The sequence below is a fragment of the Pigmentiphaga litoralis genome (assembly GCF_048632615.1).
GTDB lineage: Bacteria > Pseudomonadota > Gammaproteobacteria > Burkholderiales > Burkholderiaceae_B > Pigmentiphaga > Pigmentiphaga litoralis_B.
In genome coordinates this window covers 4,435,259-4,451,050 of the sequence record NZ_CP184479.1, presented here as the reverse complement: position 1 = coordinate 4,451,050, position 15,792 = coordinate 4,435,259, and the positions used below count along the sequence as shown (strand labels likewise).

At 65.5% G+C, this 15,792-nt stretch carries 22 protein-coding genes and 2 pseudogenes; 13 read left to right on the top strand and 11 right to left on the bottom strand.

The features are described from left to right. Window positions 1–15: 15 nt before the first annotated feature. From ACNANG_RS20600 to ACNANG_RS20570, 7 genes and pseudogenes are all read left to right on the top strand, one after another. Window positions 16–1,596: pseudogene (locus tag ACNANG_RS20600) on the top strand (FAD-dependent oxidoreductase); the annotation flags it as partial. Between the two features lie 67 nt (window positions 1,597–1,663). Beyond that, entirely contained in the window at window positions 1,664–1,993 is a 330-nt protein-coding gene (locus ACNANG_RS20595) for a 4Fe-4S binding protein (protein WP_420227611.1), read from the top strand. A gap of 131 nt (window positions 1,994–2,124) precedes the next feature. After that, on the top strand, window positions 2,125–3,192 hold the full coding sequence (locus ACNANG_RS20590; RefSeq protein ID WP_420224575.1) for an ABC transporter substrate-binding protein: 1,068 nt from the start codon (window positions 2,125–2,127) through the stop codon (window positions 3,190–3,192). Window positions 3,193–3,224: 32 nt separating this feature from the next. Next, window positions 3,225–4,130, top strand: coding sequence for an ABC transporter permease (locus tag ACNANG_RS20585; protein ID WP_420224574.1), 906 nt, complete (start codon window positions 3,225–3,227; stop codon window positions 4,128–4,130). Next, window positions 4,127–4,432 (top strand): hypothetical protein, encoded by a 306-nt coding sequence (locus tag ACNANG_RS20580; RefSeq protein WP_420224573.1) that lies wholly within the window; start codon window positions 4,127–4,129, stop codon window positions 4,430–4,432. Before ACNANG_RS20585 ends, ACNANG_RS20580 begins: the two co-directional genes overlap by 4 nt. Continuing rightward, window positions 4,381–4,950, top strand: coding sequence for an ABC transporter permease (locus ACNANG_RS20575; RefSeq protein ID WP_420224572.1), 570 nt, complete (start codon window positions 4,381–4,383; stop codon window positions 4,948–4,950). Before ACNANG_RS20580 ends, ACNANG_RS20575 begins: the two co-directional genes overlap by 52 nt. Next, the gene (locus ACNANG_RS20570; RefSeq protein WP_420224571.1) at window positions 4,947–5,720 is read left to right on the top strand and encodes an ABC transporter ATP-binding protein; all 774 of its coding nucleotides are present in this window, start codon (window positions 4,947–4,949) and stop codon (window positions 5,718–5,720) included. The genes ACNANG_RS20575 and ACNANG_RS20570 overlap by 4 nt, the downstream gene beginning before the upstream one ends. A gap of 30 nt (window positions 5,721–5,750) precedes the next feature. On the opposite strand, the gene ACNANG_RS20565 is transcribed toward ACNANG_RS20570, so the two are convergent. Together ACNANG_RS20565 and ACNANG_RS20560 are read right to left on the bottom strand one after the other, a co-directional pair. Then, window positions 5,751–6,359 (bottom strand): GGDEF domain-containing protein, encoded by a 609-nt coding sequence (locus ACNANG_RS20565; RefSeq protein ID WP_420224570.1) that lies wholly within the window; start codon window positions 6,357–6,359, stop codon window positions 5,751–5,753. Beyond that, complete coding sequence (locus tag ACNANG_RS20560) at window positions 6,356–6,739, bottom strand: PAS domain-containing protein (RefSeq protein WP_420224569.1); 384 nt, start codon at window positions 6,737–6,739, stop codon at window positions 6,356–6,358. Before ACNANG_RS20560 ends, ACNANG_RS20565 begins: the two co-directional genes overlap by 4 nt. 220 nt (window positions 6,740–6,959) lie before the next feature. Between ACNANG_RS20560 and ACNANG_RS20555 the strand changes: the two genes are divergently transcribed. Together ACNANG_RS20555 and ACNANG_RS20550 are read left to right on the top strand one after the other, a co-directional pair. Then, window positions 6,960–7,166 carry a DUF2945 domain-containing protein gene (locus ACNANG_RS20555; RefSeq protein WP_420224568.1) on the top strand — a complete coding sequence of 69 codons (207 nt, stop codon included), beginning with the start codon at window positions 6,960–6,962 and terminating at the stop codon, window positions 7,164–7,166. 63 nt (window positions 7,167–7,229) lie between these two features. Beyond that, window positions 7,230–8,104 (top strand): annotated as a pseudogene (locus ACNANG_RS20550) (MBL fold metallo-hydrolase). Window positions 8,105–8,125: 21 nt separating this feature from the next. Here the strand turns inward: ACNANG_RS20550 and ACNANG_RS20545 are convergent. Continuing rightward, window positions 8,126–9,808: a CheR family methyltransferase gene (locus ACNANG_RS20545; protein ID WP_420224567.1), complete on the bottom strand. Its 1,683-nt coding sequence runs from the start codon at window positions 9,806–9,808 to the stop codon at window positions 8,126–8,128. After that, the gene (locus tag ACNANG_RS20540) at window positions 9,718–10,746 is read right to left on the bottom strand and encodes a chemotaxis protein CheB (RefSeq protein WP_420224566.1); all 1,029 of its coding nucleotides are present in this window, start codon (window positions 10,744–10,746) and stop codon (window positions 9,718–9,720) included. Before ACNANG_RS20540 ends, ACNANG_RS20545 begins: the two co-directional genes overlap by 91 nt. A gap of 85 nt (window positions 10,747–10,831) precedes the next feature. On the opposite strand from ACNANG_RS20540, the gene ACNANG_RS20535 reads away from it, so the two are divergent. After that, window positions 10,832–10,975, top strand: coding sequence for a hypothetical protein (locus tag ACNANG_RS20535; RefSeq protein ID WP_420224565.1), 144 nt, complete (start codon window positions 10,832–10,834; stop codon window positions 10,973–10,975). Window positions 10,976–11,035: 60 nt separating this feature from the next. On the opposite strand, the gene ACNANG_RS20530 is transcribed toward ACNANG_RS20535, so the two are convergent. The 5 genes from ACNANG_RS20530 to ACNANG_RS20510 all read right to left on the bottom strand — a co-directional run bounded on the left by ACNANG_RS20530 (window position 11,036) and on the right by ACNANG_RS20510 (window position 13,419). Beyond that, on the bottom strand, window positions 11,036–11,581 hold the full coding sequence (locus ACNANG_RS20530) for a hypothetical protein (RefSeq protein WP_420224564.1): 546 nt from the start codon (window positions 11,579–11,581) through the stop codon (window positions 11,036–11,038). A 101-nt stretch (window positions 11,582–11,682) separates the two neighbouring features. Next, a complete protein-coding gene (locus tag ACNANG_RS20525; protein ID WP_420224563.1) occupies window positions 11,683–11,949 on the bottom strand; it encodes a hypothetical protein in 267 nt (88 codons plus the stop codon). Between the two features lie 178 nt (window positions 11,950–12,127). Then, window positions 12,128–12,373 (bottom strand): hypothetical protein, encoded by a 246-nt coding sequence (locus ACNANG_RS20520; RefSeq protein ID WP_420224562.1) that lies wholly within the window; start codon window positions 12,371–12,373, stop codon window positions 12,128–12,130. A gap of 14 nt (window positions 12,374–12,387) precedes the next feature. Continuing rightward, a complete protein-coding gene (locus ACNANG_RS20515; RefSeq protein WP_420224561.1) occupies window positions 12,388–12,639 on the bottom strand; it encodes a hypothetical protein in 252 nt (83 codons plus the stop codon). 291 nt (window positions 12,640–12,930) lie between these two features. Then, entirely contained in the window at window positions 12,931–13,419 is a 489-nt protein-coding gene (locus ACNANG_RS20510) for a hypothetical protein (protein ID WP_420224560.1), read from the bottom strand. Window positions 13,420–13,651: 232 nt separating this feature from the next. On the opposite strand from ACNANG_RS20510, the gene ACNANG_RS20505 reads away from it, so the two are divergent. Next, on the top strand, window positions 13,652–13,831 hold the full coding sequence (locus ACNANG_RS20505) for a hypothetical protein (RefSeq protein ID WP_420224559.1): 180 nt from the start codon (window positions 13,652–13,654) through the stop codon (window positions 13,829–13,831). 27 nt (window positions 13,832–13,858) lie between these two features. Beyond that, window positions 13,859–14,098: a hypothetical protein gene (locus ACNANG_RS20500; protein WP_420224558.1), complete on the top strand. Its 240-nt coding sequence runs from the start codon at window positions 13,859–13,861 to the stop codon at window positions 14,096–14,098. A gap of 93 nt (window positions 14,099–14,191) precedes the next feature. Here ACNANG_RS20500 and ACNANG_RS20495 read toward each other — a convergent pair whose 3' ends face one another. After that, a complete protein-coding gene (locus tag ACNANG_RS20495; protein ID WP_420224557.1) occupies window positions 14,192–14,575 on the bottom strand; it encodes a hypothetical protein in 384 nt (127 codons plus the stop codon). 284 nt (window positions 14,576–14,859) lie between these two features. Here ACNANG_RS20495 and ACNANG_RS20490 point away from each other — a divergent pair, with 284 nt between their 5' ends. Further along, complete coding sequence (locus ACNANG_RS20490) at window positions 14,860–15,324, top strand: low affinity iron permease family protein (RefSeq protein WP_420227610.1); 465 nt, start codon at window positions 14,860–14,862, stop codon at window positions 15,322–15,324. Between the two features lie 127 nt (window positions 15,325–15,451). Here ACNANG_RS20490 and ACNANG_RS20485 read toward each other — a convergent pair whose 3' ends face one another. Beyond that, window positions 15,452–15,745 carry a hypothetical protein gene (locus ACNANG_RS20485; RefSeq protein ID WP_420224556.1) on the bottom strand — a complete coding sequence of 98 codons (294 nt, stop codon included), beginning with the start codon at window positions 15,743–15,745 and terminating at the stop codon, window positions 15,452–15,454. Window positions 15,746–15,792: the final 47 nt, after the last annotated feature.

Below are 15,792 nucleotides of genomic sequence, written 5' to 3'. Positions count from 1 at the left end.
GGCCCGGAGAGCAGCATGGGATCTAGCGATTTTCTGAAGGGTGACGCCGCCGGCATCACCGCATCCACCGAGCATAGCGCCGATGTCCTGGTGATCGGCGGCGGCCCCGCCGGCGCCTGGGCCGCCATCAGCGCCGCCGCCCGCGGCGCGCGCGTCGTGCTGGCCGACAAAGGCTATTGCGGCACGTCGGGCGCCACGGCCCCGTCGGGCACCGGCCTGTGGCACGTGCCGCGCGATACCGCGGCGCGCGAAAAAGCCAAGGCCAGCCGGTTCACCATGGGTGGCTTCCTGGCCGAGCACGCCTGGATGGACCGCGTGCTGGAGCAGACCTGGCTGAATGTGGAGCAACTGACCGAGTGGGGCTATCCCTTCCCGGTCGATGAACACGGCAGCCTGCGCCGCACGTCCTTGCAAGGGCCCGAATACATGCGCCTGATGCGCAAGCAGGTCAAACAGGCTGGCGTGCGCATCCTGGATCACAGCCCGGTGCTGGAATTGCTGGTGGACGATCACGGCGCAATCAGCGGCGCATCGGGCGTGAACCGCCAGACCGGGGACACCTGGCTCGCCCGCGCAGGCTCGGTGGTGATCGCGTCCGGCGGTTGCGCCTTCCTGAGCCGTGCCCTGGGCTGCAACGTGCTGACGGGCGATGGCTACCTGATGGCCGCCGAAGTCGGCGCGCACCTGTCGGGCATGGAATTTTCGAATGCCTACGGGCTGGGCCCGGCCTTCTCGTCGGTGACCAAATCCCTGTTCTACAACTGGGCCACGTTCTACGACAAGGACCGCCAGCCGATCGAGGGCGCCGGGTCATCGCGCGGCCGCAGCGTCATTGCGCGCACCCTGCAGACCGAACCGGTCTTTGCCTGCCTGGACCGTGCCGATACGCAGATCCAGGCCTGGATGCGCACCGCGCAACCCAACTTTTTCGTCTCGTTCGACCGGCTTGGCATCAACCCCTTCATCGACCACTTCCCGGTGTCCTTGCGGCTCGAGGGCACGGTGCGCGGCACCGGCGGCCTGCGCGTCGTCAATGACCAGTGCGCCACCACCGTCAGCGGGTTGTACGCCGCGGGCGATGCCGCCACCCGCGAACTGATTTGCGGCGCCTTTACGGGCGGCGGCAGCCACAACGCGGCATGGGCCATGTCATCGGGATTCTGGTCGGGCGCTGGCGCCGCGGACCATGCCCGCGACGCGCGGTCGTCGCGGCGCCGTACCCTGTTGCGGGCCGGCGGCGCGGGCTTGCACGGCCGGGGCCTGCAGCCTTACGACAGTCAGGCCGTGATCGCCGCCGTGCAGGCCGAAGTGCTGCCCTATCAGCGCAACTGGTCGCGCAATGCCGACGCCCTGGACGATTCGCTGGGACGGCTCGACCGCCTGTGGGAACAGGTGCGCGACAGCGGGCCGGCCGCCACGCCGCAGGACGCCGTGCGTGCGCGCGAAGCCGCCGCCATGCTGGCGACCTCGCGCTGGATGTATCGCAGCGCCCAACAACGCACCGAAACGCGCGGCATGAGCCGCCGCAGCGATCACCCGGGTGTCGATCCCTTGCAGCAATACCGCCTGCTCAGTGGTGGACTGGACGACGTCTGGACCACCACGGACCGGGTGGACAACCCGGCTTCATCCCCCTTGCCGCACTTACGGAGGCCACCCCGGCATGATCGAAATCGTCAGCAGCGAACGGTGCACCCGCTGCAATATCTGCGTGCACGCGTGCCCGACCAACGTCTTCGAGATCGTCGATGGCGGCCCGCCTCGCATCGCGCGGCAGCAGGACTGCCAGACCTGCTTCATGTGCGAGCTGTATTGCCCCGTGGACGCCTTGTACGTCGCCCCGATCGCCGACAGCCCGCTGACGGTCGACGAGCACGCCGAGGCCACGCAAGTACTGATGGGCAGCTATCGCAGCGCAATCGGCTGGGGCGCCAAACGCCGGCCGACCGCCGCCATCGACGCCAGCTACGAACTGCTTGAGCGAGCGCACTGACGCCGTCGCATGCGGCAGCCGCATGTAGTACCGGCATGCAGCGCCCGCATTCAGCCTTCGCGTTCATTCGACCCGACGCACGACCCGCGCGCCATGAAGCGCGCGTTCCCACCTTATTGCAGGAACCTTGAATGACCTTGTGGAAATCTATCGTGGGCGCGGCCCTGTCCGCGCTGATCGTGTCTGGCGCCCAGGCCCAGACAGCCCCCGCGGCGCAACCCGACACCATCCGTTTTGGCGGCTTTGGCCAGGGGTTTGGCCAGCCCTATGGCCTGGCGCTGCTTGCCATTGCGCAAGGCAAGGGCTTCCTGGCCGATGAGTTCAAAGGCACCTCGACCAAACTGACGTTCGAGTACTTCACGGGCACCGGGCCCGCCATCAACGAAGCGATCGCCAATCGCCGCCTCGACTTCGCGCAGTACGGGGCCTTGCCCAACATCGTCGGCAAGGCCGCGGGCTTACCGACGCGTCTCGTTGCGTCCTATGGCCCGACCACCGTCTTTGCGGCGGCGCGTGCCGATCTGCCCATCAACTCGTTCAAGGACTTGGCCGGCAAACGCGTCGCGGTGGCAAAGGGAACGGTGCTGCATTGGGCCTTCCTGAAGGGACTGGAAGCCAACGGCCTGACCCTGAAAGATGTGACGCTGCTCGATCTGTCGACGGCCGACCAATTGGCTGCGCTGGCGGCCGGCAGCATCGATGCCGCGGTGGGCACCAGCACGCTGCTGGCGCTGCGCGACAAGGGGGCAGTCAAGATCTTCTATTCGTCGAACGACGTGGGTCCGAAGGCCGCCGGTTTCGGTGCGATCGCGGTGACGGAAGCATTCGAAAAAGCCTACTCCGATGCCGTCCGCCGCGTGGCGCGAGGACTGGTCCGCAGCGCGGTCTGGCTGGCCGATGACAGCCACCGGGACGAGGCGCTGGCCATCTGGTCGAAATCCGGTGTGGCGCTTGCGTCATTGAAGGCAGAGTTCGACGGCGTGGCGTTCAAGAACGTGTTCAACCCCCGCATCGATCCCTTCCTGATCGAGCAATACCGCGATGCCATCGCGTTCAGCAGGGCCCAGAAGCTGATCCGCGCCGACATCGACCTCAAGCAATGGGTGGCGCCGTCGTATGTCGATGACGCCATCAACCAGTTGGGCGTGGCGGCCCTGTTCCCGGTGCGCCCCGCCGCGCCGTCCGCGGCGTCGTACTGAACGCTGACGGCCTGCCAAACAAGGACCGCGCCATGCCTCCTGCTTCCCCTCTTGCCTTGCCCGACCTTGCAGCGCCATCGCCGGGGCGCTCGCGGTCGTCGTCCGTTCCGGGATCGACGCGATTACCCGGCTCACGCCGGCTGGCGGCCCACCGGAAGTCACAACCGGCGCAAGGACAGCGGCGCGGGTTCGTTTCCTTGTTGTTGCCCCTGCTCCTGCCGGCGCTGCTGCTGGCGCTGTGGCAGCTTGCCGCATCGCGGGCGTGGCTGTCGGCCCAGGTCCTGCCCGCGCCCGCTTTCGTCTGGGACAGCTTTCTTGAACTCTGGCGCAACGGAGATATCGGCAGTGCACTGATGATCAGCCTGCATCGGATCGCCATCGGCTTCGGTGCCGGCGCCGTTGCCGGCCTGGCCGTCGGCATCGCACTGGCCAGTTCCGACAGGTTTCGCGGCTATGTCGAGCCTTTGCTCAAGGCGCTGTTTGCCGTGCCTTCGATCGGCTGGATTCCCATCCTCATCCTGATCTTTGGCGTCGACGAAGCGTTGAAGATATTGATCATTGCCAAGGCAGTCTTCGTACCCTTCGTCATCAACACCCAGCAAGGCATCCGCGATATACCAGTGGCCTATCGGGAAGCCGCCGCCGTGCTGCACCTGACGCGCTGGACGAGACTGACCCGCTTGACCCTGCCCGCTGCCCTGCCCGCGCTGTTCAGCGGCTTCCGCCTGGGCCTGAGTCACGCCTTCATTGCGCTGGTGGTCGTCGAGATGCTGGCCGCGACCGAAGGCATCGGCTACCTGATGGTATGGGGACGCAAGCTGTTCCAGATCGATGTCGTCATCGTCGGCATGGTGCTGGTCGGCGTGCTGGGCATGGCGCTCGATGCGGTGCTGCGACGTGCCGAGCGCCGGTTGAGCCGCTGGACCGTGCGCACATGACCGGCGCCCGCTACCCCAAGGCCGATGCACCGGCAACGGCATCCGTGGCCGCACCGCGCGCCACCGCCCCGTCCCCCGCCTGGCGCGGCGCGGCGCTGCCGCTTGCACTGCTGGCCGGATGGATCCTGGCGGTCGACACCGGCTGGTTGACCAATCCCCTGCTGGTGCCGCTCGCCCAGGTGGTGTCGGCCCCTTCACCGATCCCGATGGCCGCGAGATCTGGGGCGCCATCGGCTGGAGCCTGCTGCGCGTGGTGGTCGGCGTGTCGATCGGCGCGAGCATTGGCGTGGCCCTGGGCATAGGGCTGAGCCTGTGGCGGCCGGCCCGGGTCGCGGTCTCTCCCACCCTGCACGGCCTGCGACAGATCGCCTTGTTCGCGTGGATCCCCCTCCTGACCAGCTGGTTCGGCAACGGCGAAACCGCCAAGATTGTTTTCATTTCGCTGTCGGCATGCTTTCCGGCATTCCTCAATACCGAACAGGGCGTGCGCACGATTGCTCCGGCCCTGCGCGAAGTGGCCGACCTGGCGCGGCTGTCGGCCTGGCAGCGGGTGACCCGGCTGGTGTTGCCAGGCGCGGCGCCAGCCATCTTCATCGGCATCGAGATCGCGCTGCTGACGGCATGGATAGGCACGGTCGGCGCCGAATACGCCATCGGCGTGGGCAGCGGCATCGGCAGCTTCCTGGTCGCGGCGCGCGAAGGTTTCCGGATGGACCTCGTGCTGGTCGGCGTCGTTGCCCTGGCTGCTATCGGTTATGGCTTCAGCCGTCTTGCCCGCCGGCTTCGTATCACCTTCGTTCCCTGGCAGACCCGTTCATGACGCTTTCGATTTCTTCCGGCGGCCACGATGCCGCCCTGGCCCTGCGCCGCGTGGGCAAACATTATCCGGTGGGCGACAGCACGTTGCCGGTGCTGGAAGGCGTGGACTTCGCCCTGGCTCCCGGCGAATTCCTCAGCGTGGTCGGCGCGTCGGGCTGCGGCAAATCCACCCTGCTGCGCCTGATCGTCGGGCTCGACCGCGACTTCGAAGGCGACATCCTGATCGATGGCCGTCCTGTCGATGGCCCCGGACTGGAACGCGGCATGGTGTTCCAGGACCACCGGCTGTTTCCCTGGCTGACGGTGGCGGCCAACATCGGCCTTGGCCTGGACAGCACCTCGCTCAGCCCCCGCGCACGGCGCGCGCGCATCGACGACATGATCCGTCTGGTCGGTCTGAGCGGTTTTGCCGATGCCCTTCCGCATCAATTGTCGGGCGGCATGGCGCAACGCGCCGCCATCGCCCGCGCGTTGGTATCGGAACCCCGCATGCTGTTGATGGACGAGCCTTTCGGCGCGCTCGATTCGCTGACCCGCATCTACCTGCAGGAAGAACTGCTGCGCATCTGGACGGAGCGGCAAGTCACGGTGATCGTGGTCACCCACGACGTGGACGAAGCCCTGTTCCTGAGCGACACCATTCTGCTGATGGCGCCCCGGCCCGGGCGGGTGCAGGCGCGGATCGACGTCGATCTGCCTCGCCCCCGTGACCGATCCTTGCCGGCGTTCGGTGCGCTCAAGCACCAGATCCTGACGCAGCTGCGGCGCTAGGCGCTGGCGCCGCCGGCCCGGCTGCCTTTCTCAGCCGACCTGGTTGCGTCCCGAACTCTTGGCGCGGTAGAGCCCCGCATCGGCCCGGTTCAGGGCGGGTTCCAGATTGGGTTCGGGCGTCAGCCATTCCGCCACGCCAACCGACACGGTCGGCGTGCAGGCATTGCCCGAAGCCTGACCGGCCGCGCCGGCCAGCGCGGGCAAGTCCGCCGTTCCCGTGGATATTGCCTGCTGCAGCTGGACGGCAATGCAGGCGGCATCGGCGGCCGTCTTGCCCGGCAGCAACATGACGAATTCTTCGCCGCCATAGCGGGCCACGAGCGCATCGCCCTCCACGCAGGCTTGCAGCGACCGCGCAATGGCGCACAGCACGGCGTCGCCGTAGGCATGGCCATAGGCGTCGTTGATCGCCTTGAAGTGGTCCACGTCTATCATCAGCACGGCTAGTGGCGAAGCGTCTTCCACCGCGCGCTGCCGCAACACCCGCGCCACGTCCATCAACCGCCGGCGGTTCGCAATGCCCAACAAGGGATCCAGGGTGGCCAGCCGTTCCAGTTCCACGTTCGCGTCGCGCAGCGCCTGCGTCCGCCGATGCACCAGCGCTTCCAGGTTTTCACGCGCGCGCACCCGGCCCGTCACATCACTGAACGTGAAGACGTACCCCCGCTGGGAAGCTGGTTGCCCGCCACCTCGATGTAGCGGCCGTCGGGCTGCTTGCGGTCGAGCTTGAAATTGCGGCCCTCGCGCATCGCCTCTTCCCGCACCGCGATGTGATCGCGGGGATCGCCATCGCCGTATTCGCCCGTGGTGGCCAGATACACCTGCAGGTCATGGAAGGCGGCGCCGGGCCGGATCAGGTCTGGCGGCACGTCGAACAGCTCGCGATACCGATCGTTGACGAAAACCACTTCATGGTTGCGGTTGACCACCAACAGGGCCTGGTCGATACCCGATAGCGCCTCGAGCACCAGGACGGTGTCGGCATTGACGGACGAAGATACCAGTGTCTCGGAAGGCATCGAAGGGCGCCGCAGAAACGCCCGTGGGCGGTGCCGGGCGAGGTGGAAGAGCTGTCCGGCCGATCATATGCCACCCCGGCGTGGAGCGCGACCCCCTTGTGTCGTGGCCGCACGACGCCGGTCGGCAAGGGTTGCATAGCCGGGTACACGGCTTGCTCAAGCGTAGGTCGCAAGCGGGAATGGCGCGCCGCGCCGTCGTGGACTTGCAGGAGCAAGAACAATGAGCACACTCAAGAAGGGCGACGAAGTGGAATGGCAGACGTCGCAGGGCAAAACGACGGGCACCGTGACCAAGAAGGTCACGGGCAAGGCCACGGCGGGCGGCCATACCGCCAAGGCCAGCGCCAGCGAGCCGCAATACGAAGTCAAAAGCGACAAGACAGGCAAGACCGCCATTCACAAGCCCGACGCGCTCAAGAAAAAGTAAGGGAGGACAGGTGGGAACAGCCCTTGCGAATCCTGGTGCTCTCGTCTTGTCAGGAGCGCCCCGATGCGGCTGCACCACCTCAATTGCATCTCGACATGCCCGGTCGGCGGCCACCTCATGGATGGGCGCAGCCGCTGCTTCGTATGCCGCGGCCACCTGGCCTGCCACTGCATTCTGGTCGAGCCGCCCGATGGCGGTCTGATCCTGATCGACACCGGCCTCGGTCTGCGCGACGTGCATGATCCCAAGAGCCGGCTCAGCGCCTATTTCCTGGGCCTGCTCAAGCCTGAATTCCGCGAGGAAATGACCGCGCGGCGGCAGATCGAACGACTGGGCTTTCGAGCCGAAGACGTCCGGCATATCGTGCTGACCCATCTCGATTTCGACCATGCGGGGGTCTGGACGACTTTCCCAGCGCGGTGGTCCATCTGATGCGCAGGGAAAAAGACGCCGCCGAAGCCCAGGCTACCTGGATGGACCGGCAGCGGTTCCGGCCGCAGCAGTGGTCGTCCCGTCCCCGATGGCGCGTGTATGACCCGATTGAAGGCGAAGCCTGGTTCGGCTTTGCGCGGGCGCGCCCGCTCGACGGCTTGCCGCCCGACATTGCCTTGATTCCCCTGATCGGCCATACGCTGGGGCATGCCGGCGTGGCGGTCCAGCGCAATGGCAAGTGGCTGCTGCAGGCCGGAGACGCCTACTTCTATCATGAAGAAATGCGGCTGGAACATCCGCACTGCACGCCGGGCCTGCGCTTCTATCAGTGGATGCTGGAAAAAGACCGCGCCGCGCGCTTCGACAATCAGCGCCGGCTGCGTGAGCTGGCGGCATACCACGCGGCGGAGGTGGACGTCTGCTGCGGCCACGATCTGCATGAATTCGAGCGGCTTGCCGGACGCAGCGCGGCGGTTCCGGCGTCGGCCTTGCGCTCGCCCCGGTGATGGCCCCACGCCCGCCTGTCCTTACCTGTCCGGCGGGACGTCCGTTGGCATCCCCATCAGGCTGGCGATCGATGCCGACATGTCCAGGGCCTGCGGCATCAACGGCGCCGGGCGGGCAATCGGCGGACGGGTGGTGACGCTGCGCAGGGTCACCACGACGCCCGTCACCCGATCGCTGCTGGTCACATAGGGCGCAAGGTGCATCCCGAAACACCGACCGTTCCGGTCGGTCACCTGGCGCTCCTGCCTGCGCAAGGTGCGCATGACAGTGGCGACGTCCTCGGCCAGGGACGGAAGATCAAAGCCTTTGACCACGTCCGGCAGCGCTCCGCACGCATCGAGCAACGCCACATCGAACAAGGTGCGGCAGGCGGGGGTGTAGAAACGCACCGAGAGCTGGCGGTCGACGAACATCACCGCCGATTCGCTGGCGTGCCGCAGGTTGCGCAGATGGTCGCGTTCCGTGGCGGCCCGCTCCATTTCCTGTTCAAGCTCGGCAACGAGCGTGCTCAATTCCTGGTTTGCCGCCTGCAGCGCGGACTCCCTGGCCTGCAGTTCCTCGGTGGCGGTGCGCAGTTCTTCGTTGATGATCTGCAGCGCTTCGTTCGCCGCGTGCAGCGATCCTTGCCCCGATTCCGGCAAGGCATCGCCCTGCCTGCGCAATCCGGTCCGCACGCTGTGCAGATTCGACTCGATGCGGTGCACCGGCGCTTCGGGCGGCAAGCCGTCGCCCGTGCGATCGGATTCGGTTTCGTCGAACAGCACCAGGATGAGATCGGCGCCGCTGTCGCTATCGGTAAATGGCTTGGCGGCGATGCTGACGAGGAGGTGGCGGCCTCCGCGACGGAAGGACACCTGCGGCGAATGCACCGGCTGCCGCGACAGCGTCGCTTCGTGCAGCGCCACGCGCAGCGCGCCGCGCAAGGCCGGATGGATGACCGTCATGAGCTGGCGGGTCGGCTCGCCCGCCGAAAAGGCAAGGAAACGGCCCACCCGGTCGCACAGATGCACGATTTCGTAATCGTGACCGACGATGAGGCTGGGCAAGGCGTCGTGCTGCAAAGCGCGTCGATAGATCTCGCCACTCGCGCTGGATTTGAATGCCGGCTCCATGGCCACTGGCGCGTGCGTGGCCGGAGCCGGCGATTCGGCACTCGCAGCCGCGGCCGTCAGGCGGGCACGATACAAGCCGCGGCGGCTATCCACCGACACGAACCATTCGTCCATTGCGTCAGACCCTTCGTGTTCGCCCAACAGCAGATAGCCGCCGGGCACCAGGGCGTAATGCAGAATCCGCAACATGGCCCGCTGGATCGAATGCGTGAGCAGGGACAGACGGTTGCGCCACGCAACCAGGTGCAGCCGGGACAGGGGCGGATCCTGCAACAGGTCGTGCGCCGCGAATACGATGGCGCCCCGCAGCTTGCGGCTGGCCACGGCGTCGTTCCCGGACATCGCAAAATGCCGGTTCGTCACGGCACGCTCGATCAGGGCGAGGCGCGACGCGGGATAGCGCCCGGCACGGGCATGGACCAGTGCGGACGCATCGGACTCGGTGGCGAAAACCTGGACTGTCCCCGCCACGCCGGGCGGATTGGCCGCATCCATGAGCATCATCGCGATCGCATAGCTGTCTTCGCCCCGCCCACAGTCGACGTTCCAGGCTCGCAGGACGGGATCGCCCCGATGTCTGGCCAGCGCCACCAGCGCATCGCAGTGGGCCGCGTCCAACAGGACGGAAGGCCCGGCATCGAACAAAGACGGGCCGCCCCCGTCAGTTCCGCCAGCAAACCCAACGCCTCGGCTGGCCGGCCCTGCAGGTAGTCGCGGTAGGCGGGCAACCCGGCAACACAGGCGATGCGCAGCCGGCGCGTCACCCTGGGCACCAGCGCATCGCGCCGATACCGGCGAAAGTCGTGACCGGCATGGTGGCATAACAAGGTCAGGACGTCCCGCCAGGCCCACTCTTCCGCTTCCGCTTCCACGACGCTGGCGGAGGTATGCGGTTCGGCCATCACATGCCTTGAACGCGGGGCAACATGGGCATCCGTCATCTGGCGGATCAGACGGATGCGCGACGGCAACTGGTCGGACGGCATGCAGACATCCGCCCCGGGGCAAGGGGCGACATCGCTGGCCGCCAACACAATGCCACCGCCTCGACGCACGGCATGCCATCCCTGCGTGGCGACGCAAGGCTCCGCCATGAAACTCAGCGCGAACACACGCTCGCCGTAAGCCTGCGCCAATTCCGCCAGCCCCACGTCCACGATGCCGGCAAAGTCCGTAGCCATCCCCGCAGGGTCGGCGCCCACCCAGCCCTCATTCACCCTTAGCAGCTGCTGGGCGGGCGCAATGTAAAGATGTCCCCCGCGCGGCTTGAGCGGATCGGCAAGCCGTTGCACCGGAAGGTCCACCGCCTGTTGCAGGGCCAGCAGGCACTCGAGCGTGCCATCCTGCCCCGTGTCGAGGATGACGATAAAAATGGCATCGGTGCGCGGATCTACCTGACGGAAAAACGACGACAGGGCGTCGATCCGGCCTGCCATCGCAGCAATCGCAACGACGGGGCGCCGCGCGCCGGACGACAGCAGATCGGCGGCCGGGCGCGTCGGACGACACGGCATCGTAGTGGGGTTCATGGAACGGTAGACTCGTCAAATCTCACGCAATAATCATACGTCCAAGCTCCCCCTGGCGATAGGCCGCAATGCAGGACCGGTACTCGTGGAGTATCCGGTCCGCCAGTGCACACGGCCCACGGCGGACCGCAGCGATCTGGCGTCGGCGGTCAGCGTGGGCGTCTCCGCCGACACACGCACCGCCCTGCATTGCGATGGCGTTCTCAGCAGCCTGGACGGCATTTCGTAGCCGAAGCCGGTATCGACAGTCGTTCAAGTTTGAGCAGGCTCATTGGCCTGCCTGGCGCCATCAGTTGGGCGAGACATACCAGGGCTGAGCCCGGGGAAACCTGGCTTGGTAGGCTGCCCAATCCTCATGGAACGCCTGCGTCATGTAGGTAAGCTGGAAGGTGTCCGGCTGACGTTCGTCATACCGGATCTCGACATAGTCGGTTTCGTCACGCCACTGCGCCGTCCCATGCAGCGGGTCGCCCAGGTCCACCTTGACCGTTGCGTGGCGATACGTGAAGGCATCGGCCGCCGCGCGCAGATAATGGCGCGGCACGCTCAGAAAGACGGCGGCCACGCGGCCCGGCGCGGCGTCGCATACGATCGCCATTTGCTTCAGGTCGGGCAGGTCATCCAGCACCGGCTTTTCCGGGTAGAACGCCGACCCGCCCGTCACATCGCTGGTTGTCCGCACCCACAAGTCCCAGGTCTGCCGCTTCTGCCGCTGCATCTGTTTGCAGGGCGTTGCGCCCAGCTCTATACCGAGTGGCGACGTCCAGTCGACCTCGGCATGCGCGGCGCCGGCAAGCATCAGCACGGCCAGTACAAAGAGGCGTCTTGCCGCCATGAAAAACGGATTCCTGTGGGAGTCGTGCCGGGACGGCAGCCGCATCGGTCACGAATGAAAAGGCCGCGTATCGCTACGCGGCCGCCAGTTGACCTGCAGATTCAGCGCAGCACTTTGCGCGAAAGCACCGAGGCGGATTCATCGCTGTCGGACGCGTGGAACAGCCGGTGCGCCCGGACTTCGATCGGTTCGGCCAGGCCGAGCCCGTCGGCAGCGGCGCGCAGCAACTCGTCACTGGGTTTGGAGCAGAACACACCGGCCTTTTCTCCGGCGCCCCAAAGATCGGTGTCGAGCCGTTGCAGCCACGCCTTGTCTTCGTTCAGTGCACACCCGTGCCACGCGCCATCGGGTGATTTCAGCGCCACCACAAAACACACCAGCTTTTTGCGATCAATTGGCATAGCTTGCTCCCTCGTCTACAGACTACTGTGTCGGACCAGCATATGCAGTCAGTACAGCAGAATATAGGCGCGGGAGAAGCCGTGATCCAGCCCTGGATACCCAGGGAATTCACCAATGAATGCGCAGATTGTTCACCGATTCTGGTCAGGTGCCGAGGTTGTAGCTGCTACGGACGTCTTGCAGGGCAATCCGGAAGTCCTCGGCATATTTGCTCAGGCCCATGTAACCCGAGATCGACCAGTTGCAGCCCGTCTGGTCATCCTCATGCCAAAAAGGCTCGTGGACCATCAGGGCTTCATTGTGCTGGCGCAGTTCCGGACGTGCGTTGACCGCATCCTGGACCAGCATACGAATGTCTTCGGCGGATGCGAGGCGTTTCGGTGTGCTCATGTCGTCTCCTGAAGCTAGAGGGTGATCCCTCGTTGATGTTCGATGTCGTCGGCGATGCGCGAGGCGGCTGCGTCGAGCATGTCGTCTTCACAGGTAGCTGGCACGTCACGTAGCGTCAGGCCGGTGCCGCGGCAGACGCGCACGCCCGCAACCGTTTCATAGACGCTGCAGTCGGCGCTCCAGGTTCCGGATGGCTGCTGCATGGGCTGGATCTCGATGTCGAGAATCCGTGAGCTGCGATTGGGGCTGTATTGAATGGTCTGCATGATGGGACTCCGCCAGGCGACGGTTCACTATACGCCCGCCCCCGGGCGTCATGCAAGCAGCTTCGATGTGCGACCGCACAATGGCCGCCAACGTACATTGTCAAACGCGCTCTACAGTCCCCAGCACGGCTTCCGCCGGTAAACCGTACATTTCCCTGCCTGGATGACATGTCACAGCCGACCGTCACCGGAATGTCGCGGACGCAAAAACGGCCGCCTCCCGAAGGAGGCGGCCGTTCAAAGCGCTGCGATCGGCGAACCGCTCGGCTGGGTCAGACGCGCTGCGTCAGCTTACTTGCCCGAGGCCGTCTTGCCCGTCTTGGCGCCGCCCTGGTTGGCGTCGCTGGTGTACGGGCCGCCTGGCGTGCCAGGACGGTCAGGATCCACCTTGTCCGAAGGACGGGTCACGTTGGCAGTCGTGCCCGACTTCATCGTGCGATCCGAGCCGGTCTTGCCGGTGTTGGCGCCGCTTTGGACGTAGTTGTCGTTCACCAGAGGACCGTTCGAGCCGGGGGCCGGCGAGCGGGTCTTGGGCTGGGTGCTGTCGGCGCTACGGCCAACGGCAGCTGCGCCCGGAGCCTTCGTGGCGCGGTCCGAACCGGTCTTGCCGGTCTTGGCGCCGCCTTGCTGGCCATCACCCACGTTAGGACCGCCCTGGGTCATCTTGGTGTTGGCGCTGCCTGGCGCGGCGGTCGTATCGGTTTGCGCGAATGCAACCGTCGAGGCGGCGCCGATGATGGCGGCGAACATGGCTTTCTTGACGAAATTCGAATGTTTCATGGTATCTCCTACTTCGGTTGTCAGTACCAGGACCACAGCAATTGCTGTTCCTGCCCGCGTTTTCTCAGTCTTCCAGTTGCAGCAATTGAACCTGTGCTGGCCGGGTGCCTGAGGGACGAGGACTCATCCGCAAGCAGCGTGCCCGCGCGAACTGCTCCTGCGGCATCCTCCAAAGGACGGCACGTGGCTTGCTGCCAAGTGGGGACCCCACGTGCAGACCAAGGAGCACACCATGCAGGCAGATACCCAGAACACCTCGGCCAATAACGATCCCGATTCGGCAACGCAAGGAACGCATGCGGAACCGGTCATCAACAAGCGCCCGAACGACCCGAACTGGCTGGGCGTGGGATCGGAATCCGATGGCGGCGAGTCGCAGCAGATCACGCCTCAGACCAGCAATAAGAACTGACGCCTCGCGCATCCCAAGGAGAAGACAATGTCTACAAAAAGCCCTTCAGAAGGCAACGCTACGCCAGATGCCGGCACGGCGCGGGGCGCCACGCCAGGTAAACCAAAAGATGGCGAAGGCAAGGATGCCCGCACGATTGGCAATCATCCGACCGACCCGAACGCGCTGGGCGCGAAGGCCAACTTTCCACCGGGCGTGAGTGCCGAAGAGGCACATGATCCAGGTAACGAGGTCAAGAGCGGGCCTAAGGTGGAAAACCGCAGCTGAACGCTTGGCGCGGCCGCTGTGCCGCGCCTTGGCCCAGCTTGGCAACCGAGTCAGGGTCCGGTTCCAAGCCCGGCCAGAGTCTAGGACCCGGCGTCAGAAAATATGCGGCGTTGGCTCGTTCAACGAACTGCCTTCGCGCGGCGTGATGTCTTCCAGCGTGATATCCAGGTACGGGTCCTTGTCCAGATCCAGGGCGATCTGCGGCGTGCAATCGGCCAGCGCGGTGAACAGGTCATCCAGATACGCAAAGGCCAGCTTCGCGGCCACGTCGTTCAGCATCTTTTCGGTGGTGGCGAAGTTCGCGCCGGCGACATCTCCTACGTCCAGGCGGTAGCCCACGAGGCCATCATGCTCGGTCACGGTGCCCAGGTCGATGGTCTTGCTCTTGGTGTTTCTTGCAAGCACATGGCCCTGGCTTACATACAGCCGGTAGTGATGGACAGGGTGCGGCGGATTCGCGGTAGTGTCATTGGGCATGGCGCTGGCCTCCAGAAGTGCGTGTGTGGACGTTGTGCAGGATGGCCTGAGGCAGGCGCACGGCAATGCGCCTGTCTTGCGGCTGCTCTGCGGCACGGGTCTTGCAGCAATATGTGCTCCCGAGGCAGCCTCTGCCTTCGACCCACGATGGCCCGGCACCGTCCAGTGACGGTGCCCTGTTCCCTTACGCCCGGAGCCCGACCATGACGCAACACGCCCAAGCCCCCGAGGACGCGCGCAAACCGAACGACGACGATGATGGCTTCGGCCGAAAACTCTACAAGATGTTCGATACGTTTGCGGGCAAGGTGACCCGGTCGGCAGGTTCGCCGATCGCTTTCACGATGGCGCTGATCACCGTAGTGGTGTGGGCCATCAGCGGCCCGCTCTTCGGATTCTCGGAGGTCTGGCAACTGGTCATCAACACTGGCACCACCATCGTCACTTTCTTGATGGTGTTCCTGATACAGCAAAGCCAGAACAAGGATAGCGAAGCGGTGCACTTGAAGCTGAACGAACTGATCGCCAGCCACAGCAAGGCAAGCAACCGCCTGATCTGCATCGAAGACCTGGACGAAAAGGAACTGAAGAAGCTGACGGAGTTCTACCGGCGCCTGGGCGATCTGGCGGAGAACGACGCGCCGGTATCCGAAACGCACTCGCTGTCCCAGGCGCAGACCATGACCGATACCAAGCGGGATCTGCGCAAGGAAGCAAGCGGAAAGCAAGGGGCGGAGCATCCTGCGTAATGGCAGACTGGACGGTGGGTCTGCCCGGCAGGCCTGGCTGACCGATGCGCCGGCTGGTCAACCGGTCCTCCGCTTCAGCAGCCTGCCGATGCGGCGAGCCTGCGTAACGAGACCGCGCGCGAAGCTTTCAGTCCTGCTTGAGCGCGATCAGAATCAGGTCGCGCATGCGTTCGAATCCGCCCACATACTCGGGGCTTTCCGACCGCGCCAGCAGACCGGAATAGCCTTGCTCCAGGCGCGTTTCGATCAGCAGCGGCAGCCCGGGCGTGGCGCGCGCGGCGTGCAGCGTCGAGAGCAAAGCGGCGGTCAGCGCATCGGTCTGTCCGCCCTGTTCGGCCAGCGACGCGGTCAACGACGCGATCTGCCGGCTTTGATGCGAGATGGCTTCGACCAGTACTGCGATCTGCTTTTGTGTTTCCATGACGTGAAGTGCCTCAGACGTGATGGGCGGCATGCTAGCACGCGCAT